We start from the raw sequence: 26,479 nt of genomic DNA, 5'->3' as shown, positions 1-26,479 counted from the left end.
TCCACTTCCCGGATCGCCTGGAGAAATATATCAGCCTATGAGGCTACTTGGCTGACACAGAGTTTTGAACACCCTCCTACCCTGACACAGAGGGCTCCTCTGACAAAAGCAATAACATCAAGCTGACAAATGAAACTATCACCAAAAAACCTACTATCGCAGACTTTATAAATATCGCGTTAGCACTATGCCGAACCAAATCCTTCTCATTATCGTTTAGTATTGCTTCACATGATGCACAAACTGCTTCATCCACGCCCACAAATTTACAGCATTTAGGGCACCTCCCTTTCCTTTCCTTAAATATATCGCAAGCAATTGGTATTAATGAAGGCATAGGCGCACCCTAGTTATTAGAATTACAATTCTTTGACATTCTACTCACGATCACAGCACATATAGCTGCAGTATAAAAATTTTTACTTTTCGATTTACCTGGCTTTAATGGATTAGCGCAAGTGTCCCACATATCTTCACGACAAGCCTTGCGTTGCTCAGCACGCTTGCGATCTGCTTCTTCAAATTCGTTCTTCAATCTTTCAAAGCCGTCCCTTATCTCAGAGATCGGGTCGGGAAATGGTTTATGAAGTGCATCATTAATATTTTTTATAGCTTCATTCCATTCATCCCAAGTATCTTTATTACTACCATCTTCCTCAGAACAATCATTCTCTTTTCGCCTCTCGCAAGGTTTCCACCCCACGATGTAACCACCCACCCACATGGGTTCTTGGCAGCCGGGGGCATAGGGATTTATTTGATCACCGTACAAATCACCCAAGCGCCTAATAGAAAGACCTAATGGATCAAATAACATTATCGGATTTCCCCCAACATACCCAAAGGTATTAATACCCCCCGCTAACCCAATCGGATCACTCTGCAGATACCTTCCTGTGGTGGGGGCATAATCCCGATAGTAGTTGTAATAAAAACGGCCCAACGCAAATCCGCTACAAGATTCACTACAACCCCAGTAACATCAATCACTTAAAGAACATGCAGCCCAGTGCGGAGGATACTTTATCAAGTTACAGCCCCCGACGCACTTTCTCGCTTAACTTTCTCAACAGCAATGGAACCTTTCCTTTTAGCGGCGGTGCCGAGGATGCAAACAACACTTGTTGTTACCTATACCGCGCGTAACGCAGGGGCCTTGCTACAGAATAAGCCCTGCCCTTGTGGATGAGGTTTGGATTTGGGTTTGAGGTGAGTGAGATAGGTTTCAAGGGTGGCTTTGCAGCCACTTTTTTCTATGCCGTGCGCAGCAGGCATAGCGCATCGTTTCAGACGGGCTGACGTTCAAAGGTTGGCAGGTACGGCAGATACAGTGGCTTGACTCAGTAGGGCCTTGGCCGGCCCGACCAAGTAGCGGCGGCCTTGTCCTTCAGTTTCGCCGGGTGCGTAGCGGCGTGGATCTCGCGCAACTTTTCAATGCTTACCTGGGTGTAAATCTGCGTGGTAGACAGGTCACTGTGCCCTAACATCTGCTGGATAAAGCGGATGTCAGCACCGTTCTCCAGCATGTGGGTAGCCATGGCGTGTCGTAGCAAGTGGCAGGCACCGGGTTTGTCGATGCCAGCGTGATAGAGATATTTCTTGACCATCTCGGTCAAACGGTTGTTGATCCAGGGCTCTCCATAATCCGTCAGGAACAGATGACCCTCGTCCCGGCCAGTCAGCAACTGGTGACGCACTTCGCGGCGGTAGCGTTCAACCCAGTGCAGCGCCCGCTCACCTACTGGCAGCAACCGGTCTTTACGGCCCTTGCCCTGCCGAACCAGCAGGGTCTTGCGGCTGGTGTCGGTGTCATAGAGCCCCAGGTTGACCAGCTCCATGCGACGGATACCAGTGCTGTAGAGCAGTTCCAGCATGGCGCGGTCGCGCACGCCGTAGAGGTTTTGGGTGTCCACGGTGGCGAAGAGGCTTTCCACTTCCTCAACGCTCAGTATCTGTTTCGGCAACCCCCGTTGCTGCTTAGGTAGTTCCAGCTCGCTGGCGGGATTAAGAGCAATATAGTTTTCCCGCGCAAGCCATTTGAAAAAGGCCCGCAGTGGTGCCAGCAATGCGTGCTGGCTGCCGTAGCTCAACGGTTCACCGTTGCTCTTACGATAGTAGTAAAGGTGCTTCTGATAGTTTTCCAAAATGGGCCGGGTGATCGCTCTGGGATCATTGAGATCGCGTTCATCACACCAGGCGATAAAGCGCTGCAAGCCTCGGTCGCGGGTGCGGCAGGTTTGCTCACTCAGGCCCCGGACGGCGCTCCATTCGATAAAACGCAGTAAATAGGGGGTCAACCCGTTGTGGCTGATGTCCGGGGTCTGCCGGGGTTTGGGGGCCTTGGCTTTGGCGCGGTGCTGGTTTTTTTTGTACAGGCCACGACGCCAGTGTTTGTTGTAGGCCATGGTTACGACACCCCCTGTTTACACAGCCTGTAAGGCATTTTCGCACTTGGTCCGCGAGGTTTTTGCGCAGGCCCCACCACTGCTGGCTTCCAGCGATTTTTCCACTTCCGCGATAGCCCCGCGTTGGGGCCGCGATGACCCCGCGAACCGGGGGGCTTCACCCCGCGAAGTGACTGTCGTAGCGGTTTTTTTATCGTTGCTTTTGTCATTGTTTTTCCCTCTATTGTGGCCGCCACTTTTCAGCTTGGCGGTATCCAGCAGGCCCATCAGGAAAGCATCCCCGTCCGCCCCTTCGCCCCGATACAGCAGTTCGTATTCGAACGATTGGCCGCGACCGCCGCGATGGACCAACAGGTATTCCATGTCCACCAGGCGCTGGATATGCACCCGCACCTGAGTTTCACTCCAGCCGCAAAGACTGCGCACCTGGCGGCGGCTAAAACGGAAGTCCGTGGACTCGATCTTTTGTTTTTCACACTCGCTGTCCACCAGCTCGGTGATCAGGGTCAGCAGCTTGCGGGTTTGCACCGGCAATTCGTCGAGCGTCTTGCCCAGCACGTCGCTGGCCAGACGGTTGGCGGTGTCGATGTCCTTCAGGGTGACTTCCACATAATCGATCTGCCGATCATTGTGCTGGAGTGTTTGCACTTCCCGTTGGTACTGGTGCAGGAGTGCGATACTGTCGATCAGAGTGAGGTACTTTTCGTGGTCGCGGCGAGTGCGGGTCTTGTCGTCGAGGAAAGTGAGCTGGTCCGCATAAGGATTGATCACCACCAGTGGTTTTAACAGGCGCTGGGCGTTGCGGTGCAATTGGATAATGCGCTCTTTCTCCAACTTGTTATGCAGCCCTTGCAGCGTACGCCGAGCGCGCTGGGCGGCGTGGATGGCCCGAGTCTGTTCGCGACCTTCGTTGACGGTGAGTACCAGGCAGCGATTTAGCAGTTCTTCATCGATGTCGATAGCAGTGGTGGTCATCAACAGCATCACCGGCCCTTCCACTTTGTATTCTCGGGTGATCAGCTGGCCGCTGGCTTCGTCCTTGCCAGTGCTGGCAATAATGACCTGACCTTCCGATTGCAACAGCTTGAGCGCGTAACTGGCATTACTCGCTCCCTCTTCCTCGCTGATCGCCAGTATCTTGTTTTTTAAGTTGGTCTCGCCCATGTAGAACAGGCTCTGCCCGGTCATAGCGGAGTACTGCACCCGTTCATCTTCCGGTATCAGCGCGAGGATGGATTCCATCAACGCACTTTTGCCAGCGGCGCTACTGCTTTGGATAATCACCGCCAGCGGCCGCTCCAGCTTGCGGCTGACACAGGCCAAGTAGCCGGTGAGTTTGTTGGTTTCCTCGCCCACAACACCAGCACGGTTAAAGTCATTGAGAATGTGGTTTAGTAGGTCTTCGTCCCGCAACAGCGCCAGGGCTTCGGCTCGTTCTCGCTCATTCAGCTCCGCCGGCTGTTCGGCTTCCGGTTGTTGTTGCCGGTGCTGTTGCTCCTCCAGAGCCAACAGCACCTTGCCCAGATCCTTTTTGATCACCTTGTCTTGCACGCATAGCTCGACACTGGCCTGATTGATAAACACCTGTCGCTGTTTGGCGCTGGTGAGATCTAGCCTATCCATATGGAAGTGGTCGTCGCGCTTGACCAAGAGCTGGATTTTCAGCTCCCTGGCCGGATTTTTATCCAGGCCCCGCACCCGGTAGAGGCGGTCACTGAGGGTGATAAACAACTCCTCTTCGCTGCCACTGATCTCGATATCGGTGCGTGGCATTGGTGGTATTGGGGTGGCGTAGGTCTCCGCTGCAGTAGGCGCAGGAGACTCTGTTGCAGCGGGTGCTTCTCCCTCCCGGCTGAGGCTGCCATTCTGTTCGACCAGCGCCTCTGTCTGTTGGGCGAAGCACCCCTTAACCGAGGTTGGAGCGGCTAAAGTGGAGGGGGTCTGTTGTTCAAGTGCCAGTTGACGCTCAGGCGGTTTACCCTGTCCCATCCACTCGGCTTTTCTAATCATCAGACCCAGGGATTGCGCAGCAGGGGTCACTTGTAAAGCGTACTCATTGACGTCCATACCCCTGGGGAACAGGATACGAAAGCATTCGAAGCCCTGCGCCATCAGTTTCTCCGCCAGCTCCAGCGCAGCCTTGTCACCGGCAGCATCTCGATCATAGGCAATCAGTACCCGCTTTACCTTGTGCTCGACCAAAGCTTGCAGGAGTTCGTCAGTAAAGCCATTGGCACCGTAACTGCTGGTAACATGCCTGAAGCCCCAACGCCAGAGGGTTAAGGCATCGATCAATGATTCACAGAGTATGACCTCCTCGGCATTGGCCAACCCTGCCACATTGAACACACCCTCATGCGGCCCTGGTAAGTAGGTATGCTTGGGTGTCCCCTTGCGCAACGCATCCAGCAACTTGCGTCCATAGACTTCGGCAATCACACCGCTGCCATCCATCACCGGGATAACCAATGAGCCGTTAAAGTGCTCACGCCCCGTGTCTCGATACAAGCCTATGCGCTGCAACTGCTCGCGGATTTCCTTTCCGGCTTTGCGGTTTTTCTGCGGTAGTCTCAGCCCTAATGTACGGTTGGCATAACCCAGCTTAAAGTAGTTAATCAACTCTGCGTCATCCAACCCGCGCTTTTGCAGATAGGTTTGCGCTTCGGATTCCTGCTTTAAGGTCTGGTGGTAATACTCGATGACCTGACGCAGCATCGCCTGATCGTCAGCATCTGTGGTCACTGGGGCTTCCAGCTTCGGCACCGTACTGTTTTTTACCGGCGTATCGGCAGCTAAAGGTAGATGGTCATTGCGCAGTAGCTCCAGCGCATGGCGGAAGCTGACGCCCTGAGTTTTCATTACCCAGTCGATCACGCTGCCACCTTCACCGCAGGCCCCCAGGCAGTGCCACAGATTGGATTCCGGGCTGATCACAAAACTCGGCGTCTTATCGTCATGGAAAGGACAATGGCCGATGTAGTCCTTTCCGTGCTTCTTGAGGGGTAGGCCCCAGTTTTCCACTAGCCGAACCAATGACACCTCGTTTTTGATCCGGTTGACGACCTCATCTGAGAACCGTGCCATACCTGTTATGCTCCAAATAGCGTCAAGAGTCTCAAGTGCTTTATTTTAGTATCTTATATGATACCATTGTCAAGACCTCTGAGATAACAAGGTTTATAGTGATGGAAACTTCAATCTATCTCTTGCACCTTATGAGCATCGCCAAACGACTTGCGGAATTTAGGAAACAGAAGGGCCTAACCCAACAAGCACTAGCCGATGCCATCGGCCTGCATGTGACTCAGGTAAAGCGCTATGAGGCGGGTAGCTCCCAGCCTTCACTAGAGGCCATTAAGAAGATTGCCAAGACCTTACGTGTCACCACGGATTCTCTAATTTTTGAGGAGGGAGAACTGGAGCCAGAGACCGATCTGGCGCTGCAATTTCAAGCAATTCGGCAGATGCCGGACGAGGAAAAGCAGGTAATCAAGCAACTGTTGGAGGGGATGATTATTAAATACGAGACTGCACGATGGTCTTCTAGAAGCAAGTAACAGCTACGAAAAAGCCCAACGCTTAGTTGGGCTTTGACCGTCAGAAATCAGAACTGTTTTAAGCCAAGGCTATCTTAAATCACAACGATGCTGAAAGATTATCAAGAAAGCGATAAATTTCAGTTTCATCTAGCAGTTTTGCAAGTTCAATTGGCGTATCGCCATCGACGTTTCTGATGACGCCTGAATCGCGGGCCATTGTTTCACCTCTATCATGCAGCCATCTATGACTCGGCAGACAATTTATCAAACATTTCTAATGCCCCCTCTACCTCGTCATCAGCAGCCTGTCGAATAAAATCCAGCCCTAAACTTTTATCTTTTGAAATCCCATTGGATCCATAAAATAAATCTAAACCATAGCTTAGCTTTGCTCTGGGGTGGCCCTTTTCAGCTGCTGCCTTAAATAAAGAAGAGGCTTTCATAGCATCTCTTCCAACCATATCACCAGCATCATAATAAACCCCAAGAGTATACAGCGCCGGAGGGTAACCTAGCTCAGCAGCCTCCTTAAGAAGCTGAAAACTACGCCGCTCAAACTCTTCTAAGGATTCTTCACCCTGCAAGCTAAACATTGAATATAAAAATATTGCTTCTGGATTTTTCCTCTTAATATGCGGCAAAAGCATGCTATAGGCAATTTTACAATCACCTTCTTCTATTTCTTTTCGAGCAGCATCTAATTCTTTTCGTACGCTAGTATTATCCATGAGGTATTATCGGATTTCCTGTAGGCCCAGTACAGCGGCACTGCGGATGGTGAGTAGATTTAGCGCCTAACGTTTCTTTAGCCATCTTCTCGGCCTGCCTTTTCGCTGTCCTTAAATCATCAGCAACTCCATATCCATAACCAAAGTCTTTATTATCATTAGAGCAATTATCGGAGCTACGACCGTCTTTTTGAACTCGGCAGATACATGTGTACTTACCTCTTTGTTTTGGAGGATAAGGAACTGAAATCCCATCCTCCGCTGTGCGATCATTCAAGCCATTGATGACTCCCTGTAAAGTTCTCACTGCTTGATAAGTACGGTAGCCTCGATAACCAACGTAAGCAGCTCTTCCTAGAACAGCTGCACCAACACAAATACCGCCACATGCAGCAAGACCTTGTGGATCGGTGTAAAAAAGAGGGTTTTGCTCAGCATACCCGTAAGTATTAATTCCCCCCTCTAGCCCAATAGGATCACTCTGTAAATACCTGCCGGTGGCCGGATCATAGTCCCGATAGTAGTTGTAATAAAAACGGCCCAACGCAAATCCGCTACAAGATTCACTACAACCCCAGTAACATCAATCACTTAAAGAACATGCAGCCCAGTGCGGAGGATACTTTATCAAGTTACAGCCCCCGACGCACTTTCTCGCTTAACTTTCTCAACAGCAATGGAACCTTTCCTTTTAGCGGCGGTGCCGAGGATGCAAACAACACTTGTTGTTACCTATACCGCGCGTAACGCAGGGGCCTTGCTACAGAATAAGCCCTGCCCTTGTGGATGAGGTTTGGATTTGGGTTTGAGGTGAGTGAGATAGGTTTCAAGGGTGGCTTTGCAGCCACTTTTTTCTATGCCGTGCGCAGCAGGCATAGCGCATCGTTTCAGACGGGCTGACGTTCAAAGGTTGGCAGGTACGGCAGATACAGTGGCTTGACTCAGTAGGGCCTTGGCCGGCCCGACCAAGTAGCGGCGGCCTTGTCCTTCAGTTTCGCCGGGTGCGTAGCGGCGTGGATCTCGCGCAACTTTTCAATGCTTACCTGGGTGTAAATCTGCGTGGTAGACAGGTCACTGTGCCCTAACATCTGCTGGATAAAGCGGATGTCAGCACCGTTCTCCAGCATGTGGGTAGCCATGGCGTGTCGTAGCAAGTGGCAGGCACCGGGTTTGTCGATGCCAGCGTGATAGAGATATTTCTTGACCATCTCGGTCAAACGGTTGTTGATCCAGGGCTCTCCATAATCCGTCAGGAACAGATGACCCTCGTCCCGGCCAGTCAGCAACTGGTGACGCACTTCGCGGCGGTAGCGTTCAACCCAGTGCAGCGCCCGCTCACCTACTGGCAGCAACCGGTCTTTACGGCCCTTGCCCTGCCGAACCAGCAGGGTCTTGCGGCTGGTGTCGGTGTCATAGAGCCCCAGGTTGACCAGCTCCATGCGACGGATACCAGTGCTGTAGAGCAGTTCCAGCATGGCGCGGTCGCGCACGCCGTAGAGGTTTTGGGTGTCCACGGTGGCGAAGAGGCTTTCCACTTCCTCAACGCTCAGTATCTGTTTCGGCAACCCCCGTTGCTGCTTAGGTAGTTCCAGCTCGCTGGCGGGATTAAGAGCAATATAGTTTTCCCGCGCAAGCCATTTGAAAAAGGCCCGCAGTGGTGCCAGCAATGCGTGCTGGCTGCCGTAGCTCAACGGTTCACCGTTGCTCTTACGATAGTAGTAAAGGTGCTTCTGATAGTTTTCCAAAATGGGCCGGGTGATCGCTCTGGGATCATTGAGATCGCGTTCATCACACCAGGCGATAAAGCGCTGCAAGCCTCGGTCGCGGGTGCGGCAGGTTTGCTCACTCAGGCCCCGGACGGCGCTCCATTCGATAAAACGCAGTAAATAGGGGGTCAACCCGTTGTGGCTGATGTCCGGGGTCTGCCGGGGTTTGGGGGCCTTGGCTTTGGCGCGGTGCTGGTTTTTTTTGTACAGGCCACGACGCCAGTGTTTGTTGTAGGCCATGGTTACGACACCCCCTGTTTACACAGCCTGTAAGGCATTTTCGCACTTGGTCCGCGAGGTTTTTGCGCAGGCCCCACCACTGCTGGCTTCCAGCGATTTTTCCACTTCCGCGATAGCCCCGCGTTGGGGCCGCGATGACCCCGCGAACCGGGGGGCTTCACCCCGCGAAGTGACTGTCGTAGCGGTTTTTTTATCGTTGCTTTTGTCATTGTTTTTCCCTCTATTGTGGCCGCCACTTTTCAGCTTGGCGGTATCCAGCAGGCCCATCAGGAAAGCATCCCCGTCCGCCCCTTCGCCCCGATACAGCAGTTCGTATTCGAACGATTGGCCGCGACCGCCGCGATGGACCAACAGGTATTCCATGTCCACCAGGCGCTGGATATGCACCCGCACCTGAGTTTCACTCCAGCCGCAAAGACTGCGCACCTGGCGGCGGCTAAAACGGAAGTCCGTGGACTCGATCTTTTGTTTTTCACACTCGCTGTCCACCAGCTCGGTGATCAGGGTCAGCAGCTTGCGGGTTTGCACCGGCAATTCGTCGAGCGTCTTGCCCAGCACGTCGCTGGCCAGACGGTTGGCGGTGTCGATGTCCTTCAGGGTGACTTCCACATAATCGATCTGCCGATCATTGTGCTGGAGTGTTTGCACTTCCCGTTGGTACTGGTGCAGGAGTGCGATACTGTCGATCAGAGTGAGGTACTTTTCGTGGTCGCGGCGAGTGCGGGTCTTGTCGTCGAGGAAAGTGAGCTGGTCCGCATAAGGATTGATCACCACCAGTGGTTTTAACAGGCGCTGGGCGTTGCGGTGCAATTGGATAATGCGCTCTTTCTCCAACTTGTTATGCAGCCCTTGCAGCGTACGCCGAGCGCGCTGGGCGGCGTGGATGGCCCGAGTCTGTTCGCGACCTTCGTTGACGGTGAGTACCAGGCAGCGATTTAGCAGTTCTTCATCGATGTCGATAGCAGTGGTGGTCATCAACAGCATCACCGGCCCTTCCACTTTGTATTCTCGGGTGATCAGCTGGCCGCTGGCTTCGTCCTTGCCAGTGCTGGCAATAATGACCTGACCTTCCGATTGCAACAGCTTGAGCGCGTAACTGGCATTACTCGCTCCCTCTTCCTCGCTGATCGCCAGTATCTTGTTTTTTAAGTTGGTCTCGCCCATGTAGAACAGGCTCTGCCCGGTCATAGCGGAGTACTGCACCCGTTCATCTTCCGGTATCAGCGCGAGGATGGATTCCATCAACGCACTTTTGCCAGCGGCGCTACTGCTTTGGATAATCACCGCCAGCGGCCGCTCCAGCTTGCGGCTGACACAGGCCAAGTAGCCGGTGAGTTTGTTGGTTTCCTCGCCCACAACACCAGCACGGTTAAAGTCATTGAGAATGTGGTTTAGTAGGTCTTCGTCCCGCAACAGCGCCAGGGCTTCGGCTCGTTCTCGCTCATTCAGCTCCGCCGGCTGTTCGGCTTCCGGTTGTTGTTGCCGGTGCTGTTGCTCCTCCAGAGCCAACAGCACCTTGCCCAGATCCTTTTTGATCACCTTGTCTTGCACGCATAGCTCGACACTGGCCTGATTGATAAACACCTGTCGCTGTTTGGCGCTGGTGAGATCTAGCCTATCCATATGGAAGTGGTCGTCGCGCTTGACCAAGAGCTGGATTTTCAGCTCCCTGGCCGGATTTTTATCCAGGCCCCGCACCCGGTAGAGGCGGTCACTGAGGGTGATAAACAACTCCTCTTCGCTGCCACTGATCTCGATATCGGTGCGTGGCATTGGTGGTATTGGGGTGGCGTAGGTCTCCGCTGCAGTAGGCGCAGGAGACTCTGTTGCAGCGGGTGCTTCTCCCTCCCGGCTGAGGCTGCCATTCTGTTCGACCAGCGCCTCTGTCTGTTGGGCGAAGCACCCCTTAACCGAGGTTGGAGCGGCTAAAGTGGAGGGGGTCTGTTGTTCAAGTGCCAGTTGACGCTCAGGCGGTTTACCCTGTCCCATCCACTCGGCTTTTCTAATCATCAGACCCAGGGATTGCGCAGCAGGGGTCACTTGTAAAGCGTACTCATTGACGTCCATACCCCTGGGGAACAGGATACGAAAGCATTCGAAGCCCTGCGCCATCAGTTTCTCCGCCAGCTCCAGCGCAGCCTTGTCACCGGCAGCATCTCGATCATAGGCAATCAGTACCCGCTTTACCTTGTGCTCGACCAAAGCTTGCAGGAGTTCGTCAGTAAAGCCATTGGCACCGTAACTGCTGGTAACATGCCTGAAGCCCCAACGCCAGAGGGTTAAGGCATCGATCAATGATTCACAGAGTATGACCTCCTCGGCATTGGCCAACCCTGCCACATTGAACACACCCTCATGCGGCCCTGGTAAGTAGGTATGCTTGGGTGTCCCCTTGCGCAACGCATCCAGCAACTTGCGTCCATAGACTTCGGCAATCACACCGCTGCCATCCATCACCGGGATAACCAATGAGCCGTTAAAGTGCTCACGCCCCGTGTCTCGATACAAGCCTATGCGCTGCAACTGCTCGCGGATTTCCTTTCCGGCTTTGCGGTTTTTCTGCGGTAGTCTCAGCCCTAATGTACGGTTGGCATAACCCAGCTTAAAGTAGTTAATCAACTCTGCGTCATCCAACCCGCGCTTTTGCAGATAGGTTTGCGCTTCGGATTCCTGCTTTAAGGTCTGGTGGTAATACTCGATGACCTGACGCAGCATCGCCTGATCGTCAGCATCTGTGGTCACTGGGGCTTCCAGCTTCGGCACCGTACTGTTTTTTACCGGCGTATCGGCAGCTAAAGGTAGATGGTCATTGCGCAGTAGCTCCAGCGCATGGCGGAAGCTGACGCCCTGAGTTTTCATTACCCAGTCGATCACGCTGCCACCTTCACCGCAGGCCCCCAGGCAGTGCCACAGATTGGATTCCGGGCTGATCACAAAACTCGGCGTCTTATCGTCATGGAAAGGACAATGGCCGATGTAGTCCTTTCCGTGCTTCTTGAGGGGTAGGCCCCAGTTTTCCACTAGCCGAACCAATGACACCTCGTTTTTGATCCGGTTGACGACCTCATCTGAGAACCGTGCCATACCTGTTATGCTCCAAATAGCGTCAAGAGTCTCAAGTGCTTTATTTTAGTATCTTATATGATACCATTGTCAAGACCTCTGAGATAACAAGGTTTATAGTGATGGAAACTTCAATCTATCTCTTGCACCTTATGAGCATCGCCAAACGACTTGCGGAATTTAGGAAACAGAAGGGCCTAACCCAACAAGCACTAGCCGATGCCATCGGCCTGCATGTGACTCAGGTAAAGCGCTATGAGGCGGGTAGCTCCCAGCCTTCACTAGAGGCCATTAAGAAGATTGCCAAGACCTTACGTGTCACCACGGATTCTCTAATTTTTGAGGAGGGAGAACTGGAGCCAGAGACCGATCTGGCGCTGCAATTTCAAGCAATTCGGCAGATGCCGGACGAGGAAAAGCAGGTAATCAAGCAACTGTTGGAGGGGATGATTATTAAATACGAGACTGCACGATGGTCTTCTAGAAGCAAGTAACAGCTACGAAAAAGCCCAACGCTTAGTTGGGCTTTGACCGTCAGAAATCAGAACTGTTTTAAGCCAAGGCTATCTTAAATCACAACGATGCTGAAAGATTATCAAGAAAGCGATAAATTTCAGTTTCATCTAGCAGTTTTGCAAGTTCAATTGGCGTATCGCCATCGACGTTTCTGATGACGCCTGAATCGCGGGCCATTGTTTCACCTCTATCATGCAGCCATCTATGACTCGGCAGACAATTTATCAAACATTTCTAATGCCCCCTCTACCTCGTCATCAGCAGCCTGTCGAATAAAATCCAGCCCTAAACTTTTATCTTTTGAAATCCCATTGGATCCATAAAATAAATCTAAACCATAGCTTAGCTTTGCTCTGGGGTGGCCCTTTTCAGCTGCTGCCTTAAATAAAGAAGAGGCTTTCATAGCATCTCTTCCAACCATATCACCAGCATCATAATAAACCCCAAGAGTATACAGCGCCGGAGGGTAACCTAGCTCAGCAGCCTCCTTAAGAAGCTGAAAACTACGCCGCTCAAACTCTTCTAAGGATTCTTCACCCTGCAAGCTAAACATTGAATATAAAAATATTGCTTCTGGATTTTTCCTCTTAATATGCGGCAAAAGCATGCTATAGGCAATTTTACAATCACCTTCTTCTATTTCTTTTCGAGCAGCATCTAATTCTTTTCGTACGCTAGTATTATCCATGAGGTATTATCGGATTTCCTGTAGGCCCAGTACAGCGGCACTGCGGATGGTGAGTAGATTTAGCGCCTAACGTTTCTTTAGCCATCTTCTCGGCCTGCCTTTTCGCTGTCCTTAAATCATCAGCAACTCCATATCCATAACCAAAGTCTTTATTATCATTAGAGCAATTATCGGAGCTACGACCGTCTTTTTGAACTCGGCAGATACATGTGTACTTACCTCTTTGTTTTGGAGGATAAGGAACTGAAATCCCATCCTCCGCTGTGCGATCATTCAAGCCATTGATGACTCCCTGTAAAGTTCTCACTGCTTGATAAGTACGGTAGCCTCGATAACCAACGTAAGCAGCTCTTCCTAGAACAGCTGCACCAACACAAATACCGCCACATGCAGCAAGACCTTGTGGATCGGTGTAAAAAAGAGGGTTTTGCTCAGCATACCCGTAAGTATTAATTCCCCCCTCTAGCCCAATAGGATCACTCTGTAAATACCTGCCGGTGGCCGGATCATAGTCCCGATAGTAGTTGTAGTGATGCGGCGCTTCAACCTCCTTAAGCTGCCCCGGAAAGCGCAGGTTCACTACAGTCTGATTGTTATCACCATCCGGATCAGTATCCGGCATTGACTGCCCAAAAGCATCGCTGTCCCAGCGCCAGACCACGGTTTCATTCTGACTCGTGCCCACCCTGGGAGTATACAGGTGGTCTGTGTGCAGATAGGTCAGAGTCACACTCTGAACCTGCCCTCCAGTGTAAACGGTCTCTACCTGTGCAATGGGCATATTGTCCAGGTAAATATAGTCCACCCGATTCTGCACGGCACCAGCTGCGCTGAGGTGGGTTTCACCCAGGTACTGGCCGTTCAGATCGTAGTGCAACAGGTTGTCTTCCGTCTTGTCGGTGCGTACCCGCTGGCCGATGGCATTGTAGTAGTAGGTACCCTTCAGTATGCCGTTTTCGCTGTAGGTGTTGAGCCGGTTGGCGTGGTTGTAGGTGTACTGCCTGGCACCGTCATTGGTGCTGGTAGTATTGCCGGCGCTATCGGTGCTCCAGGCCTCACCACCCTTTTCGCTGAGGCGGTTCGAGTTGCTCTCGTAGCCATAAGCGATCACTTCACTGGTATTGTTTTTTGTGGTGGTCTGCTGGGTACGGTTGCCCAGCAGGTCGTAGGTAAAACGGTTTTGCCCAGCCACATAGCTGTCATCGGTGAGGCGATAGAGCGTATCGTAGTCGTAACTGCGGTTTTTTGCCGCATCCAGACTGTCGGTGATGCCGGTGATATTGTCGACCGGATTGTAACTGTAGCTTTGCGACAGAAGATCGCCCCCGCTGCCGGTGACACTCACCGATTGCAAACGGCCGTCCTGGTCGTAGCCGTAGTGTTGGGTAATGCCGTTGCCGTAGTCCATGGCGGCAACGCCACCGAAGGGCTGGTAGCGCACATTGCTGACCAGGGTCTGGGCCGGCGCTTCGGCATTTTCCCGGGTGGTGACTGTGGCGATACGCCCCAGGACATCGCGCTCATAGTGGACAACGCGCCCGGAGGGATAGGTGATCTCTGTTACCCGCCCTTCGCTGTCGTAGCGGTAGCCGGTCCTGAAATCCTGCCCGGCGATGGTATCGTCCTGCTGTGTGATGCGCCCAAGTACGTCATAGGTCAAACTGGTACTGCCGGCGTCGTTACTGTAACCAGTCAGACGACCGATACCCTTGTTGCCATCAACAATACTGTCGTAGCTAAAGTTGGCATTTTCACCGGAACTGCCCGGATAACGAATGCCGGTAAGGCGGTTGAGGACATCGTAAGTCCGCTGACTGACAATACCGCGGGCATCGGTGCTGGATATGCGGTTGCCGGCGGTATCATAGGTATAGCGACTGGTACCGCTGTCGGGGCTAACCAACTCCAGCAGGTTGCCGGCCAGGTCGTATTGGTAACCAGTGCGATTATCGCGGGGGTCGGTGACTTCCGTTACACGGCCCTCGGCGTCGTAGACAAACTGAGTACTGGCAGCAAGGTTGCCGCTGTCCTCAATACTCTGCACCAGGCGCCCAAGACCGTCAGCGTCTTTGACCTCAGTCATCCGCCCCAGGCCATCGTAACTGAACAGGGTGCGCTGCTGCTCGGCACCGAGGGTCTGTTTGAGGCGATTGAGGGCATCGAAGGTGCGGCTTAGGGTGCGGTTCAGGGCACCCTGGCTGTCGAGCACGTCCTCTTTGCGGATATTGCCCTGGGAGTCGAGGGTATAGCGTATCCTGTTGCCCTCGCCGTCCTCGATCTGGGTCAGGCGGTTGCGGGTGTCGTAAGTGAACTGGAGGCTATTGCCGTCTGACTGGGTCACCTTGGTAACATTGCCGCGGTCATCGTAGGCGTAGGCGGTGACGATATCACCGTCGCTATTGTCTCTCCCGGCATGGATCACCTGCTCCTGCAGCCAACCGCGTGGGTGGTAGCGGTAACTGGTGGCCAGGCCGTTGGCATCGCGGGTGCTGGTAACTCGGCCGGCGGCATCATAGGCGCGGTATTCCAGGGTCTGGCCAAGGGCGTTGGCCAGGGTTTTCAGGTCGCCTTTGCGGTAACAGTTGCCACCACTGGTACAGCCACTTTGATCGGTGGTGTCGTAATAGGTGTAGGTAACAATGTCCTGCACGTCGGTGCGGGGACCATCGATCTGTTTCACCAGGGCGCTGTCGGGGCAGCCGGTTTCGCCACTGCAGTAGGTATAGGTGGTGATCACCTCTGCCGAAGTGCACGACTCCCAAGTGTTCCATGAACTGCTGAGCGACAACACTTCCAAGGATGTTTGGGCAGACAGTGCTTACTACAGTGAAGAAAGCGAAATCACGCTGGATGCAATGGGATACCGCAGCCATGTGCATAAGAAAGGGAAGCGGGGTAAGGCCCTCAGCAAGCGAGACACGGAAGAGAACCGTCGCAAGTCCAGAGTGCGAGTTAGAGTCGAGCACGTATTTGGATCAATGGAAAATGAGCAGGGCGGTATGCTCGTGCGGACTATTGGGATTTTGCGCGCTGCGGTTAAGGTTGGCATGATGAATTTGGTGTACAACATGCGTCGATTTGTAAGCTTGCAGAGCCGACTTGCGCTCGGTGCATGAGGAATAAGGAGGAAGCTTCCTCAGAACAGGCCGAAATAGCTCTAAAACCCATCAAATATCGTTTTTTGTGACCTTCAGTGAAATTATGGTCGATGAAAAAAGGGAATCACCGACGAAACTGAATTTTGCAGTTTTATGTGAATTTATAGAGGTGCCCTTACGCCAGGGCTACCAAAACCCAAACTTGAGGAGAGTGGGGTTAGTTAGGTGCTTACTGAACAGGCCCTAGATTCGATTGTTAACCCCTTCACTACTCTAGAACATTTAATCCACTGCCATAAACCAAAGATTTCAATTTATTAGAAAGCTCACCCCCTCTATAATAGAGGTAATTGGTTGCATCATAACCTTGGTAATATAAAGCAGAATACTCTGGAATCACTAACTTGAAAAAAAATATTGAACTAAATTTATCATACGCATCAGAACAATAACGCAATGCAACATTATCATCAGAAAATGCTCGAAATTTTACACGCCTATTATTTGGGCGGCCATAAATTTTATAATTCAAAACTTCAGTTGAGTTAAAAAGTTGTCTGCAAAATTCTAACTGCTTATTTTTCCTATTGACAGACTCTTCTAAACCAACATTTAAAAAAGCCTTATAAGCTTCAGATTCACTTAACCAGTGATCAAAATAGGACACTGCGATTTTTGTATATCCATACCCATCCTCACAAGCATCAATTTCCATAAGGTTAGGAAACTGATGCAATAAGAAGTCCTGCTTTTCGGACTTTAAAGAGACAAATCTTCTCATTAATCTCTTAACCTCTTCCCAGTCTCATCATATGTACCATCTCTAGGCTTGCCTTTTTCCCAGTCTTTCTTTTTATCCCACTTTGTCCATTTGCTGCCTCCGTGAGCTCTATCGCCGGCCCGATCCTTTTCAAAAATAGGCTCTTTCTCCCTTTTGGGTCTATAAGCTTGGTTAGATCCAGGTATTTTTTCCCATTTCTCTGGGTCACTACTTGGGCAGCTTTCAGGTTCTGCTTCTTCTTCGTTCAAAAGATCCGGAAATAATGGAATACCTCCAGCGGCTCTACAATTTTCTTGTGCTTTACGAGTACGTGTTTTACAGGAACATGTGAATGTTGTATCACCCCAGCCACATGCTATCAATCCAAGTGAATCGGTGTAAAAAAGAGGGTTTTGCTCAGCGCACCCGTAGGTATTAATTCCTCCGTCCAACCCAATCGGATCACTCTGCAAATACCTGCCGACACTCGGATCATAGTCCTGATAGTAGTTGTAATAACGCGGAACTTCCTCTCCCTTGATCTATCCCGTAAAACGCAGGTTGACCGTGGTTGAATTGTTATCGTTGTCCGGGTCGGTACCCACTGTCAACCACCTGAAGGCATCGCTGCCCCAACGATTGCATCTGGATTAGTATCATAAACCGTAGAATTTTCTAACAGAGGCAAAATCACACAAAATGCTTTCACCCAAGGATTGGGAAAATTCCCTGAGTTTATCGTAATCTTTATCTATTTCCGGTAGATTAGCCTCTGTGTACAATTCCTTTTCTCCTCCATTATAAATTCTGTATATTTTTATGGAATGAGATTCTTCATCGACTTCTATTAAGTGCTTAAAATTTTCCACTTTTAATTATTCCATGTGTTCAATGGTGGGACGGGGCGGCCAGTTCTACATGCTGCCAGCCTTTCAGTTGCAGAAGAATAGCAAGCTTGAGCCCTATCGAAACCTCTTAACCTTCCTATTGCTCTACAGGTTGATATGTCATTTAAATACCTTTTATAACATAAATCATCATCACCTGTTTCATCAGGAGGACAATTGTCTGTGTCATCATCAGGATTATCTAAAGGATCTGGGCCAATATCATCAAGCGGGCTTGTCCAATCTGATACCGCATCTACTGCGGCTTGGCCACAGTTGGTGGCAACACAGGCTCCTCCAGCTGCTAATCCTGCTCCTCCAGCAAGCCAAATGTAAGCTGGCACTCCAAACCAAACCAGCCTTCCATCAGGATCCATATTCATGATGGGATTTTGGTAAGTATAGCCGTAAGTATTAATTCCCCCGTCCAACCCAATAGGATCACTCTGTAAATACCTGCCGGTGGCCGGATCATAGTCCCGATAGTAGTTGTAATAATGCGGTGCTTCCTCTCCTTTGATCTGCCCAGGAAAGCGCAGGTTCACTACCGTCTGATTGTTATCACCATCCGGATCAGTATCCGGCATTGACTGCCCAAAAGCATCGCTGTCCCAGCGCCAGACCACGGTTTCATTCTGGCTGGTGCCCACCCTTGGCGTATACAAGTGGTCTGTATGCAGGTAGGTCAGAGTCGCACTCTGAACCTGCCCTCCAGTGTAAATAGCCTCTACCTGTGCAATGGGCATATTGTCCAGGTAAATATAGTCCACCCGATTCTGCACGGCACCAGCTGCGCTGAGGTGGGTTTCACCCAGGTACTGGCCGTTCAGATCGTAGTGCAGCAGATTGTCTTCCGTCTTGTCGGTGCGTACCCGCTGGCCGATGGCATTGTAGTAGTAGGTACCCTTGAGTGTGCCGTTTTCGCTGTAGGTGTTGAGCCGGTTGGCGTGGTTGTAGGTGTACTGCCTGGCGCCGTCATTGGCGCTGGTAGTATTGCCGGCGCTATCGGTGCTCCAGGCTTCACCACCCTTTTCGCTGAGGCGGTTCGAGTTGCTCTCGTAGCCATAAGCGATCACCTCACTGGTATTGTTTTTTGTGGTGGTCTGCTGGGTGCGGTTGCCCAGCAGGTCGTAGGTAAAACTGTTTTGCCCAGCCACAGAGCTGTCATCGGTGAGGCGATAGAGCGTGTCATAGTCGTAGCTGCGGTTTTTCGCCGCATCCAGACTGTCGGTGATGCCAGTGATATTGTCGGCCGGATTGTAACTGTAGCTTTGCGACAGAAGATCGCCTCCGCTGCCGGTGACACTCACCGATTGCAAACGGCCGTCCTGGTCGTAGCCGTAGTGTTGGGTAATACCGTTGCCGTAGTCCATGGCGGCAACGCCACCGAAGGGCTGATAGCGGACATTGCTGACCAGGGTCTGGGCCGGCGCTTCGGCATTTTCCCGGGTGGTGACTGTGGCGATACGCCCCAGGACATCGCGCTCATAGTGGACAACGCGCCCGGAGGGATAGGTGATCTCTGTTACCCGCCCTTCGCTGTCGTAGCGGTAGCCGGTCCTGAAATCCTGCCCGGCGATGGTATCGTCCTGCTGTGTGATGCGCCCAAGTACGTCATAGGTCAAACTGGTACTGCCGGCGTCGTTACTGTAACCAGTCAGACGACCGATACCCTTGTTGCCATCAACAATACTGTCGTAGCTAAAGTTGGCATTTTCACCGGAACTGCCCGGATAACGAATGCCGATAAGGCGGTTGAGGGCATCGTAACTCCGCTGACTGATAATACCGCGGGCATCGGTGCTGGATATGCGGTTGCCGGCGGTATCATAGGCATAGCGGCTGGTGCCGCTGTCGGGGCTGACCAACTCCAGCAGGTTACCGGCCAGGTCGTATTGGTAACCGGTGCGGTTACCGCGGGGGTCGGTGACTTCCGTCACACGCTCCTCGGCGTCGTAGGCAAACTGGGTACTGGCTGCCAGGTTGCCGCTGTCCTCAATACTCTGCACCAGGCGCCCGAGGCCGTCGTAATGGTAGTCGGTATCGCTATCAAGGGCGTCTTTGATCCCGGTCATCCGCCCCAGGCCGTCATAATTAAACAGGGTGCGCTGCTGCTCGGCACCAAGGGTCTGTTTGAGGCGGTTGAGGGCATCGAAGGTGCGGCTCAGGGTGCGGCTCAGGGCACCCTGGCTATCGAGCACGTCCTCTTTGCGGATATTGCCCTGGGAGTCGAGGGTATAGCGTATCCTGTTGCCCTCACCGTCCTCGATCCGGGTCAGGCGGTTGCGGGTGTCGTAAGTGAACTGGAGGCTATTGCCATCTGACTGGGTCACCTTGGTAACATTGCCGCGGTCATCGTATTCGTAGGTGGTGACGATATCGCCGTCGCTATCCTCTCCCCCGGCATGGATCACCTGCTCCTGCAGCCAACCGCGGGGGTGGTAGCGGTAACTGGTAGTCAGGCCGTTGGCATCACGGGCGCTGGTGACACGGCCGGCGGCATCGTAGGCAAGGTATTCCAGGGTCTGGCCAAGGGCGTTGGCCAGGGTTTTCAGGTCGCCTTTGCGGTAACAGTTGCCACCACTGGTACAGCCGCTTTGATCGGTGGTGTCATAATAGGTGAAGGTCACAACATCCTGTACATCGGTGCGGGGGCCGTCGATCTGTTTCACCAGGGCGCTGTCGGGGCAGCCGGTCTCGCCGCTGCAGTAGGTATAGGTGGTGATGGCGTCGGTGTTGTCGTCCTGGCGCTGCCGCATACTGGCTATATTTACCGGGCGATTCTGTGCGTCGCGCACAAAGGTGTATTCGGTGCGGAACACCCGTTCGGGGGCCAGGCTTGAGACCCGTTCCATACTGGCCACGCGGCCGTGATCGTAGGTCCAACGCTCGGTGATCACTTCGCCACTGGCGAGGGTGGTGCTGGCGCTGGTCTTCTGTGCCTGGCTATTGTAGGTGTAATCGGTGGCGGTGAGCAGGCTGAGTGCATCGCCACGCTTTTCCCAGTGCTCGGTGCGGATACGGTCCTTGTTGTCGTTGTAGATCTGGCGCAACTCGTTGCCGAGGGAGTCGATGCGTTTGGTGAGATAGCCCACCTCGTCAAATTCATAGGTACGGCTACGGGTGTCGAGCACTTCGCCACTGGCACTTTTCACCGTCTCGGTGATTTGGGTAATGCCGGTCTCCACATAATCCAGCTCAATAATATTTTGACCTTCCACCTGCTTTTTCACCCGGCCCTCATCGTCGTAGGTGTTGGTCACCCAGACGGCGCCGGCACCGCGCTGCAGGCCGGTGATACGGTGGGCATCCGCGCTGTCTTCATATTGAAAACTGTGCTGGTAGTTGTCCAGGCCCGCCACCTGTACCAGGTTGCCGCGGGTGGCGGTTTGCCATTGGTCGTGGTGGTAATCGATGCGGCGGCCGTCGCTGGCGATCACGTGGCTGAGGCGGCCGCTGTTGTCGTCGTAGAAGAAGTCGACTGCGGCACCGGTGGCGGCGCCGTCCGCACCCCGCTCTTCAATGCGGGTCAGGCGCGGCTGGTAGGCCACTACCATCGGCTTGCTGGGGTCGACACTGTTGGGGGAAGTGCCGATCAGCGGCAGGCGCCCGCGCTCGTCGTAACTTAGACGGTGGCTCTGGCCCTGTTGGTTGATGATCGCCACTAGGCGCCCATCGGTGTCGAACTCGTCGCGCTTGCCGCTGGCATAAGTAAAGGTGTAGCTGCCGTCGCCGTGCTCCTCCAGGGTGCCCTGGAGGGCATCCCGCGGCGTGACATAGGCACCACCAGTAAACACAAAGGTGTCGCGGCGACCGCAGCCGGAGCGCAGCAGCACCGAGCCATCGGGGTATTCAAACAGGCGACGGTCGTGGTCGAAGGCCCAGCCGTAGCCGAGGGCGTTGTCGAACTGGGAGCGGCCGTCAAAGCGGCGCAGCAAGCGGATGGGATAATTGTCCCCCACCCGCAGGTCGGTGTCGGCCAGGTAAAAACCACCATCAAAGGTGCGGATGGGATCACCCACAGCACTGCAATTGCTGTTGCAGGAGATATCGTCACTGCGTTCGCAGGACGGTGGCTCCTGCGTCGGTGTTTCGGGGGGAGGTTGACCGGAGGAGTCACCGCCAAAATCGTGTGCCACCGCGGTCTGTATCAACACACTCGCACAGAATCCGGCGAGCACTGTGCGAACCTTTCCCCAACTGGTCATGCTGTATTCCTTTTTTTATCCTGCTGTTACCGGGCGCTGACAGCTCAGCCGCGCCCCGGAAAAAAGCCTTAGCGCCACGTTAGCCAGCGCCGTGTTGATTGGTTGCCATCCTGTGGAGGACGATGGATTCAGTTCTTGTCCTGTGCCCGGTATCGGGCGTAGGTCTGATCGGCCTCATCCTGCCGGCCCAGCTGCTCGAGGGCCTGGCCGCGGCGCAGGTGGATATCCGCCCGCTGCGGAGCCAGTGCCAGGGCCAGATCGTAGGCTTCCAGGGCCTCTGCCCACTGGCCCCAGGCCCGCCACAGACTCCCCATCAGCAACCAGCCCTCAATATTTTTGCGATCGTGTTGCAGCAAAAGATCGAGCTGCTGGTAGGCCCGTTCCAGTTTGCCCAGGCGGTAGTAGTGGTCCCCCAGTGCCAGGAGCTGCTCGGTGCTGCGCGCGTGGAGACGAACGCGCTCAAAGGTCTTGATACGCTCGTGGTAGCTCTGCTCTGCCGCCTGTGTGGGCAGGCAGAAGAACAAGGCCAAAAACAGGACAAAGCGATTCATTGGAAAAATTCCTTTTTGTTGTCAGCTTGTTGTCGGTTCGTTGTCTGCATCAGGACTCGGGCACCGCCGGTGGCCGCTCTACCCAGAGCTTCAGGGTGGCGGTGCCGAAGTTGCCTTCGTAGCCGCGCACATTCACCGTGACAAAGTGTTCCCCTGCACTGACGCGGCGGCTGTCCCACTGCCAGGTCATGGGCAAAAAACCCACCTCGTTTTCAAAGGCGAAAATGCCATCCACATAAAAAACCGGTTCAAAGCGCTGGGCCAGCAGGCGAGCGCGATCCTTCTGTGCCACATGCAAACGCAGCGGCACGGTGCCGGACACCCGCCAGCGCCCTTCGCTGTCGCGCTCGGCGTCGATCCCCAAGCTCAGGCGCGTGGCAATATCGCCGCGGCGCTCCAGGGGCTGATCGGCGTGGTGGTACATACGCTTGGTCCGCGGACCCGTTGTGTTTTTCTCACGGCGCTTTTCTGCGGGGAGATCCGCAAAGGCCACCCGCTGCGGCCGCTCGCCCACAAACAGGGTGTTCTGCGGCAGTGCATAGGCGGTGACCGCCAGATTCAGACGCGGGTGGGCATCGATCTTCAATACCTGGGATTCGTCCCAGCCGTCCCAGGATTCCGCCTGGGCACCCCCCGGACGCGGGGCCCAGTCGAGCAGGGTGCGCAGCAGCGGACCACCCGCTTTCAGACCCAGGCGGATACTAACCCGCGCGGGTTCGCTCAGGTGGTAGCGGATCTGGCCCGCATCCGTATCCCAGCGTACATCCGCAACTTCTACCAGTGCACCGCCGGTGAGATCGGTCAGGTCATGGGTAACACTGCGCTCATTATTTGTGGCGCTCAGGGTGTAGCTGTAGGCTTCCGCCGGCACCGGGTGCCCGTGCAGATCCAGACCGTCCCAGCTCAGTTGCTGCGCGCCGGCGGCGACTTCGCCGCCCTCCACCACCCGCACCAGGTGGTCTCGACCATCGTAGAGGGTCAGGGCAACTCGGGCCGGTTCATCCAGGACAAAACGGATCCGGGCGCGCTCGCCCCTGGCCGGTTCGAATACCTGCTTGTCCACGCTCACCTGGGTGATTGACAGCGCCTGTACCCCGCTGCTCAACAGCCCCGTGGCCAGTGTGGCTATGGTTGCCAGGGCCCGGCCCCAGTTCGATTTGTACATACTTTTTTACCTCCCTAGCCCGAGCGCCGCCGCTCCGTCCGCCTTTTCTCCATCCACTTGTTCTGCAGAGGATGCGGCCCCTGTATTGCCGTCGGTCGGCGCCCACACCGGCTGGCGTGCGCCCCCGGCACTGCGGGTCAGCGCCCTTGCGGTTTTGCCGGCCAGGTCGTACAGCCAGAGATTCAGTGTGCCGCCGCGGGTGGAGTGGAAAACCAGTTGATCCCCTCGGGGAGACCAGTTGGGGCGGGCATCCAGTGCCGGGTTCTGTGTCAGTCGCTCGCTGCGCCCGTCGGGGCGGCGCAGCCACAGTTCGTAATCGCCGGAGCGATTGCCGGAATAGGCGATGGCGCCATCCGGGCGCACCGCCAGATCGAAGTGGTAGAGATCGCCCACGGTAAGCTGCTCGGTGGCGCGGGCGGCGACATCCACTTTCCAGATATCGTGTACCTGGCCACCACTGCCGGAGAGGAAGTACACCGCCGCACCATCCGGCGACCAGCTGGGCTCGTGCTGCAACCGCGGCATCGCGGTGAGCTTGTCCAGTTTCTTACTGGCCAAGGTGTACCGATAAATATCGTTGTCATCGATACTGCTGGAGGTGCTAAGGGAAAAAGCCAGGCTGTCCCCGTTGGGGCTGATCACCGCATCCAGAATATTCGGCAGGGGCGCTGCAATCTGGGTCAGTGCCCGGCTGTGGCTGTCCAGCCGGTACAATCTGCCATCGTGCAAATTCACCAGCAGATGGCGCCCGTCCGGATACCAGGAAATGCGCGAGACATCGGCACCAAACCGGGTTAATTGCTCAAACTCCTCACCTGCGGTATCGGTGCGCCACACTTCCCAGTAGCCGTCGGCCACACCTAGGTAGGCGATATCGTCTGCAGTGCCAAGCTGCGTGAGACAGCCGAGGTAAAGCAGAGAAACTAATCGAGTAATTGTTTTAAATGACATACAGTTTCTACCCACTCAGCGATACAGATTTACAACACCGCGGTACAGGGTGCGCTCACCGTTCTGCGGCGAAGTGGCCTGGATCGCAAAGGTGTACACCCCTTCCTCCCCCACCAGCACCGCGTTGGGGTCGGACTCCTGGTAGCCGCGCCACGCCACTTCATGCAACAGGGCATTGCCCTCAGTATCCTGCGCGCGCATCAGCTCCTGATCCACCAGCACAATGGCCGAGGGGTGCTGGGGATCGACAATACCGGGGGGCAGCAGGCTGAAGGTGACGATGGCATCCGTGCTGACCTGGTAGGCCATGCGCGTCTGCTGCTCGTAACTGTGGCTGACGATATAGGGATCGGATTTGACTTCGATACTGGGGGCCTCTGCGGCACCGGTGATGCGCGGTGCAGTGCCTGCGAGATAGAGGGCAGTACTGCGCAGCGGCTTGGGTGCCGGATAGTAAATAGCAACCGGGGACTCAACAATACGGCCTTCTCGATCGCGCCCATCCCAATAGAGCCAGTGCTGGCCCTTGGAATAAAACACGTCTTCGAAGACGTAGAAAGGGGATTCGCCACTCGGAGTGACCTGCATACTCACCAGGCTCGGGCTCGCTACATTTACTGAGATTTTGTAGAACTCATTGGCGTAGGCGTTGTAATTGCGCGGCACAGAACCGGACACACTGCCCTGTCCCCCCGGTTGTGGCACCTCATAGACAAAGTCATCGAGCCCATCGTTGGCGCGCAGCACGACATGATAAAGCCCCTCTGCTTGCAGGGCATTCTGGTTATCGCGCCCATCCCACTGGATCGGATAGTCGCCGGCTGTGGCATAACTTTCCGTCGTCTGATAGACCAGGCTCTCGTCGGCATCCCTGCGGATCTCGATGCTGACACTGGCGGCGCGGTTGACACGGAAACTGCCCAGGGCCTGCTCCCCTTCCAGAGGATAGAACTTTGCTATTTGCAGGGCCACGTCGCTAAGGTGTACTGCGGGTAGACCGGGAGTAACTTCCAGATAGCCACTGAAATCCACTTGCGGCGAAGACGCTCCAGCGGTATAGATTTGCGATGCGATTGTGGTTTCATCCACAGTGCCCCACCAGTTACCGGTAATATCCAGGCTGGTGTTGGCGGGATCGCCAAAGTCCGTGGCATAGAAATTGTACTGATTATTGCCGTAAAGGCTGTTGCCGGTTACCACCGGCTGGGGATTATTGGCAACACTGCCATCCCCTTTGACATAAATCCCGTAACTGTTAAGGGTAATTTCGTTGCCGTCAGTAATCAGGGGACTGCTGCCGGCACGCACATAAATACCGTAAGTATTAAAACGGAACAGGGAGTTGCGCACCGTGCCCTGGCCGCCGTTAAAGTCGAGGCCGTACTCGGCCCCCTCAATACGGGCGTAGGCCAGATCAACACTGCCGTCGGCAATCACTTCAATGCCATACCAGTCGCTGGCACGAGGCGGTGCTGAGGCCGATGAAAATACCACACGAGCTTGTGGTGTTCCCTGAGTCACCAAGTTGCCCGCAATTTGCAATTTAAAATTAGGCGCTGAGTTTAAGCGGGCACCGGCCTCCAGGGTCAGGGTAATTCCTGGTTTCACCACCACAGTTTGCAGCATCAAGTGGTGGCCTGCAGGCAGGACAGTATCTTCCGTTATAGCGCCATATAAAGTAAGACCATTATAACTGGGTTGGCCGTTCATCCCGTCGAGATAGTCACCGTAATTGACCAAGGGTGATGAGCCTGGATTATCATTCCTATCGTAAATAGTAGCCATAATTACCCCAATATCTGACGTGCCCCACCAGTTGCCGGTGGCATCCAAGGTACTCAAGGTTGCATCAGCAAACTCTTCGGTATAAAAATTATAAGAGCTATTATCATAGATGCTATTACCCGTCACTAT

At 54.0% G+C, this 26,479-nt stretch carries 20 protein-coding genes; 3 read left to right on the top strand and 17 right to left on the bottom strand.

The window, feature by feature from the left end:
• Window positions 1-346: 346 nt before the first annotated feature.
• The 3 genes from Q1A48_RS17345 to Q1A48_RS17335 form a co-directional block, all read right to left on the bottom strand.
• Window positions 347-943 carry an RHS repeat-associated core domain-containing protein gene (locus Q1A48_RS17345; protein WP_299947448.1) on the bottom strand — a complete coding sequence of 199 codons (597 nt, stop codon included), beginning with the start codon at window positions 941-943 and terminating at the stop codon, window positions 347-349.
• A gap of 397 nt (window positions 944-1,340) precedes the next feature.
• Window positions 1,341-2,405, bottom strand: coding sequence for a site-specific tyrosine recombinase XerC (gene xerC, locus Q1A48_RS17340; protein WP_299947443.1), 1,065 nt, complete (start codon window positions 2,403-2,405; stop codon window positions 1,341-1,343).
• Between the two features lie 18 nt (window positions 2,406-2,423).
• Window positions 2,424-5,489, bottom strand: a complete 3,066-nt coding sequence (locus tag Q1A48_RS17335; protein WP_299947440.1) for a CHC2 zinc finger domain-containing protein — start codon at window positions 5,487-5,489, stop codon at window positions 2,424-2,426.
• 101 nt (window positions 5,490-5,590) lie between these two features.
• Between Q1A48_RS17335 and Q1A48_RS17330 the strand changes: the two genes are divergently transcribed.
• Window positions 5,591-5,962 (top strand): helix-turn-helix transcriptional regulator, encoded by a 372-nt coding sequence (locus tag Q1A48_RS17330; RefSeq protein WP_299947438.1) that lies wholly within the window; start codon window positions 5,591-5,593, stop codon window positions 5,960-5,962.
• 224 nt (window positions 5,963-6,186) lie between these two features.
• Here Q1A48_RS17330 and Q1A48_RS17325 read toward each other — a convergent pair whose 3' ends face one another.
• The 4 genes from Q1A48_RS17325 to Q1A48_RS17310 form a co-directional block, all read right to left on the bottom strand.
• The gene (locus tag Q1A48_RS17325) at window positions 6,187-6,672 is read right to left on the bottom strand and encodes a hypothetical protein (RefSeq protein ID WP_299947436.1); all 486 of its coding nucleotides are present in this window, start codon (window positions 6,670-6,672) and stop codon (window positions 6,187-6,189) included.
• Complete coding sequence (locus tag Q1A48_RS17320; RefSeq protein WP_299947445.1) at window positions 6,665-7,216, bottom strand: RHS repeat-associated core domain-containing protein; 552 nt, start codon at window positions 7,214-7,216, stop codon at window positions 6,665-6,667. The genes Q1A48_RS17325 and Q1A48_RS17320 overlap by 8 nt, the downstream gene beginning before the upstream one ends.
• Before the next feature lie 397 nt (window positions 7,217-7,613).
• Window positions 7,614-8,678: a site-specific tyrosine recombinase XerC gene (gene xerC / locus Q1A48_RS17315; RefSeq protein WP_299947443.1), complete on the bottom strand. Its 1,065-nt coding sequence runs from the start codon at window positions 8,676-8,678 to the stop codon at window positions 7,614-7,616.
• An 18-nt stretch (window positions 8,679-8,696) separates the two neighbouring features.
• Window positions 8,697-11,762 carry a CHC2 zinc finger domain-containing protein gene (locus Q1A48_RS17310; protein ID WP_299947440.1) on the bottom strand — a complete coding sequence of 1,022 codons (3,066 nt, stop codon included), beginning with the start codon at window positions 11,760-11,762 and terminating at the stop codon, window positions 8,697-8,699.
• Window positions 11,763-11,863: 101 nt separating this feature from the next.
• On the opposite strand from Q1A48_RS17310, the gene Q1A48_RS17305 reads away from it, so the two are divergent.
• Window positions 11,864-12,235, top strand: coding sequence for a helix-turn-helix transcriptional regulator (locus Q1A48_RS17305; protein WP_299947438.1), 372 nt, complete (start codon window positions 11,864-11,866; stop codon window positions 12,233-12,235).
• A gap of 224 nt (window positions 12,236-12,459) precedes the next feature.
• On the opposite strand, the gene Q1A48_RS17300 is transcribed toward Q1A48_RS17305, so the two are convergent.
• Both Q1A48_RS17300 and Q1A48_RS17295 read right to left on the bottom strand, forming a co-directional pair.
• Window positions 12,460-12,945, bottom strand: coding sequence for a hypothetical protein (locus Q1A48_RS17300; RefSeq protein ID WP_299947436.1), 486 nt, complete (start codon window positions 12,943-12,945; stop codon window positions 12,460-12,462).
• Window positions 12,938-15,682 carry an RHS repeat domain-containing protein gene (locus Q1A48_RS17295; RefSeq protein ID WP_299947434.1) on the bottom strand — a complete coding sequence of 915 codons (2,745 nt, stop codon included), beginning with the start codon at window positions 15,680-15,682 and terminating at the stop codon, window positions 12,938-12,940. Before Q1A48_RS17295 ends, Q1A48_RS17300 begins: the two co-directional genes overlap by 8 nt.
• Here Q1A48_RS17295 and Q1A48_RS17290 point away from each other — a divergent pair.
• On the top strand, window positions 15,675-16,061 hold the full coding sequence (locus Q1A48_RS17290) for a transposase (RefSeq protein WP_299947432.1): 387 nt from the start codon (window positions 15,675-15,677) through the stop codon (window positions 16,059-16,061). The two genes, Q1A48_RS17295 and Q1A48_RS17290, sit on opposite strands and share 8 nt — an antisense overlap.
• Before the next feature lie 250 nt (window positions 16,062-16,311).
• Here the strand turns inward: Q1A48_RS17290 and Q1A48_RS17285 are convergent, their stop codons facing one another.
• The 8 genes from Q1A48_RS17285 to Q1A48_RS17250 all read right to left on the bottom strand — a co-directional run.
• Window positions 16,312-16,824 carry a hypothetical protein gene (locus tag Q1A48_RS17285; RefSeq protein WP_299947430.1) on the bottom strand — a complete coding sequence of 171 codons (513 nt, stop codon included), beginning with the start codon at window positions 16,822-16,824 and terminating at the stop codon, window positions 16,312-16,314.
• Window positions 16,824-17,345 carry an RHS repeat-associated core domain-containing protein gene (locus Q1A48_RS17280; RefSeq protein ID WP_299947449.1) on the bottom strand — a complete coding sequence of 174 codons (522 nt, stop codon included), beginning with the start codon at window positions 17,343-17,345 and terminating at the stop codon, window positions 16,824-16,826. The genes Q1A48_RS17285 and Q1A48_RS17280 overlap by 1 nt, the downstream gene beginning before the upstream one ends.
• Before the next feature lie 114 nt (window positions 17,346-17,459).
• Window positions 17,460-17,672, bottom strand: coding sequence for a hypothetical protein (locus Q1A48_RS17275; RefSeq protein WP_299947429.1), 213 nt, complete (start codon window positions 17,670-17,672; stop codon window positions 17,460-17,462).
• A gap of 2 nt (window positions 17,673-17,674) precedes the next feature.
• A complete protein-coding gene (locus Q1A48_RS17270; RefSeq protein WP_299947428.1) occupies window positions 17,675-21,898 on the bottom strand; it encodes an RHS repeat-associated core domain-containing protein in 4,224 nt (1,407 codons plus the stop codon).
• 128 nt (window positions 21,899-22,026) lie between these two features.
• A complete protein-coding gene (locus Q1A48_RS17265) occupies window positions 22,027-22,449 on the bottom strand; it encodes a tetratricopeptide repeat protein (protein ID WP_299947426.1) in 423 nt (140 codons plus the stop codon).
• Between the two features lie 49 nt (window positions 22,450-22,498).
• The gene (locus Q1A48_RS17260; protein ID WP_299947423.1) at window positions 22,499-23,614 is read right to left on the bottom strand and encodes a FlgD immunoglobulin-like domain containing protein; all 1,116 of its coding nucleotides are present in this window, start codon (window positions 23,612-23,614) and stop codon (window positions 22,499-22,501) included.
• 6 nt (window positions 23,615-23,620) lie between these two features.
• The gene (locus Q1A48_RS17255) at window positions 23,621-24,565 is read right to left on the bottom strand and encodes a hypothetical protein (protein WP_299947420.1); all 945 of its coding nucleotides are present in this window, start codon (window positions 24,563-24,565) and stop codon (window positions 23,621-23,623) included.
• Between the two features lie 15 nt (window positions 24,566-24,580).
• The coding region (locus tag Q1A48_RS17250) for a FlgD immunoglobulin-like domain containing protein (RefSeq protein WP_299947417.1) at window positions 24,581-26,479 on the bottom strand (1,899 nt) is incomplete at its 5' end.

This window comes from uncultured Microbulbifer sp., from assembly GCF_947489355.1.
GTDB lineage: Bacteria > Pseudomonadota > Gammaproteobacteria > Pseudomonadales > Cellvibrionaceae > Microbulbifer.
This window is presented reverse-complemented; position numbering and strand designations above follow the sequence as displayed.

Coding starts and splice junctions, on each gene's coding strand:
- xerC (WP_299947443.1), bottom strand. CDS start 2,405: ATGGCCTACAACAAACACTGGCGTCGTGGCCTGTACAAAAAAAACCAG.
- Q1A48_RS17335 (WP_299947440.1), bottom strand. CDS start 5,489: ATGGCACGGTTCTCAGATGAGGTCGTCAACCGGATCAAAAACGAGGTG.
- Q1A48_RS17330 (WP_299947438.1), top strand. CDS start 5,591: ATGGAAACTTCAATCTATCTCTTGCACCTTATGAGCATCGCCAAACGA.
- Q1A48_RS17325 (WP_299947436.1), bottom strand. CDS start 6,672: ATGGATAATACTAGCGTACGAAAAGAATTAGATGCTGCTCGAAAAGAA.
- xerC (WP_299947443.1), bottom strand. CDS start 8,678: ATGGCCTACAACAAACACTGGCGTCGTGGCCTGTACAAAAAAAACCAG.
- Q1A48_RS17310 (WP_299947440.1), bottom strand. CDS start 11,762: ATGGCACGGTTCTCAGATGAGGTCGTCAACCGGATCAAAAACGAGGTG.
- Q1A48_RS17305 (WP_299947438.1), top strand. CDS start 11,864: ATGGAAACTTCAATCTATCTCTTGCACCTTATGAGCATCGCCAAACGA.
- Q1A48_RS17300 (WP_299947436.1), bottom strand. CDS start 12,945: ATGGATAATACTAGCGTACGAAAAGAATTAGATGCTGCTCGAAAAGAA.
- Q1A48_RS17285 (WP_299947430.1), bottom strand. CDS start 16,824: ATGAGAAGATTTGTCTCTTTAAAGTCCGAAAAGCAGGACTTCTTATTG.
- Q1A48_RS17270 (WP_299947428.1), bottom strand. CDS start 21,898: ATGACCAGTTGGGGAAAGGTTCGCACAGTGCTCGCCGGATTCTGTGCG.
- Q1A48_RS17265 (WP_299947426.1), bottom strand. CDS start 22,449: ATGAATCGCTTTGTCCTGTTTTTGGCCTTGTTCTTCTGCCTGCCCACA.
- Q1A48_RS17260 (WP_299947423.1), bottom strand. CDS start 23,614: ATGTACAAATCGAACTGGGGCCGGGCCCTGGCAACCATAGCCACACTG.
- Q1A48_RS17255 (WP_299947420.1), bottom strand. CDS start 24,565: ATGTCATTTAAAACAATTACTCGATTAGTTTCTCTGCTTTACCTCGGC.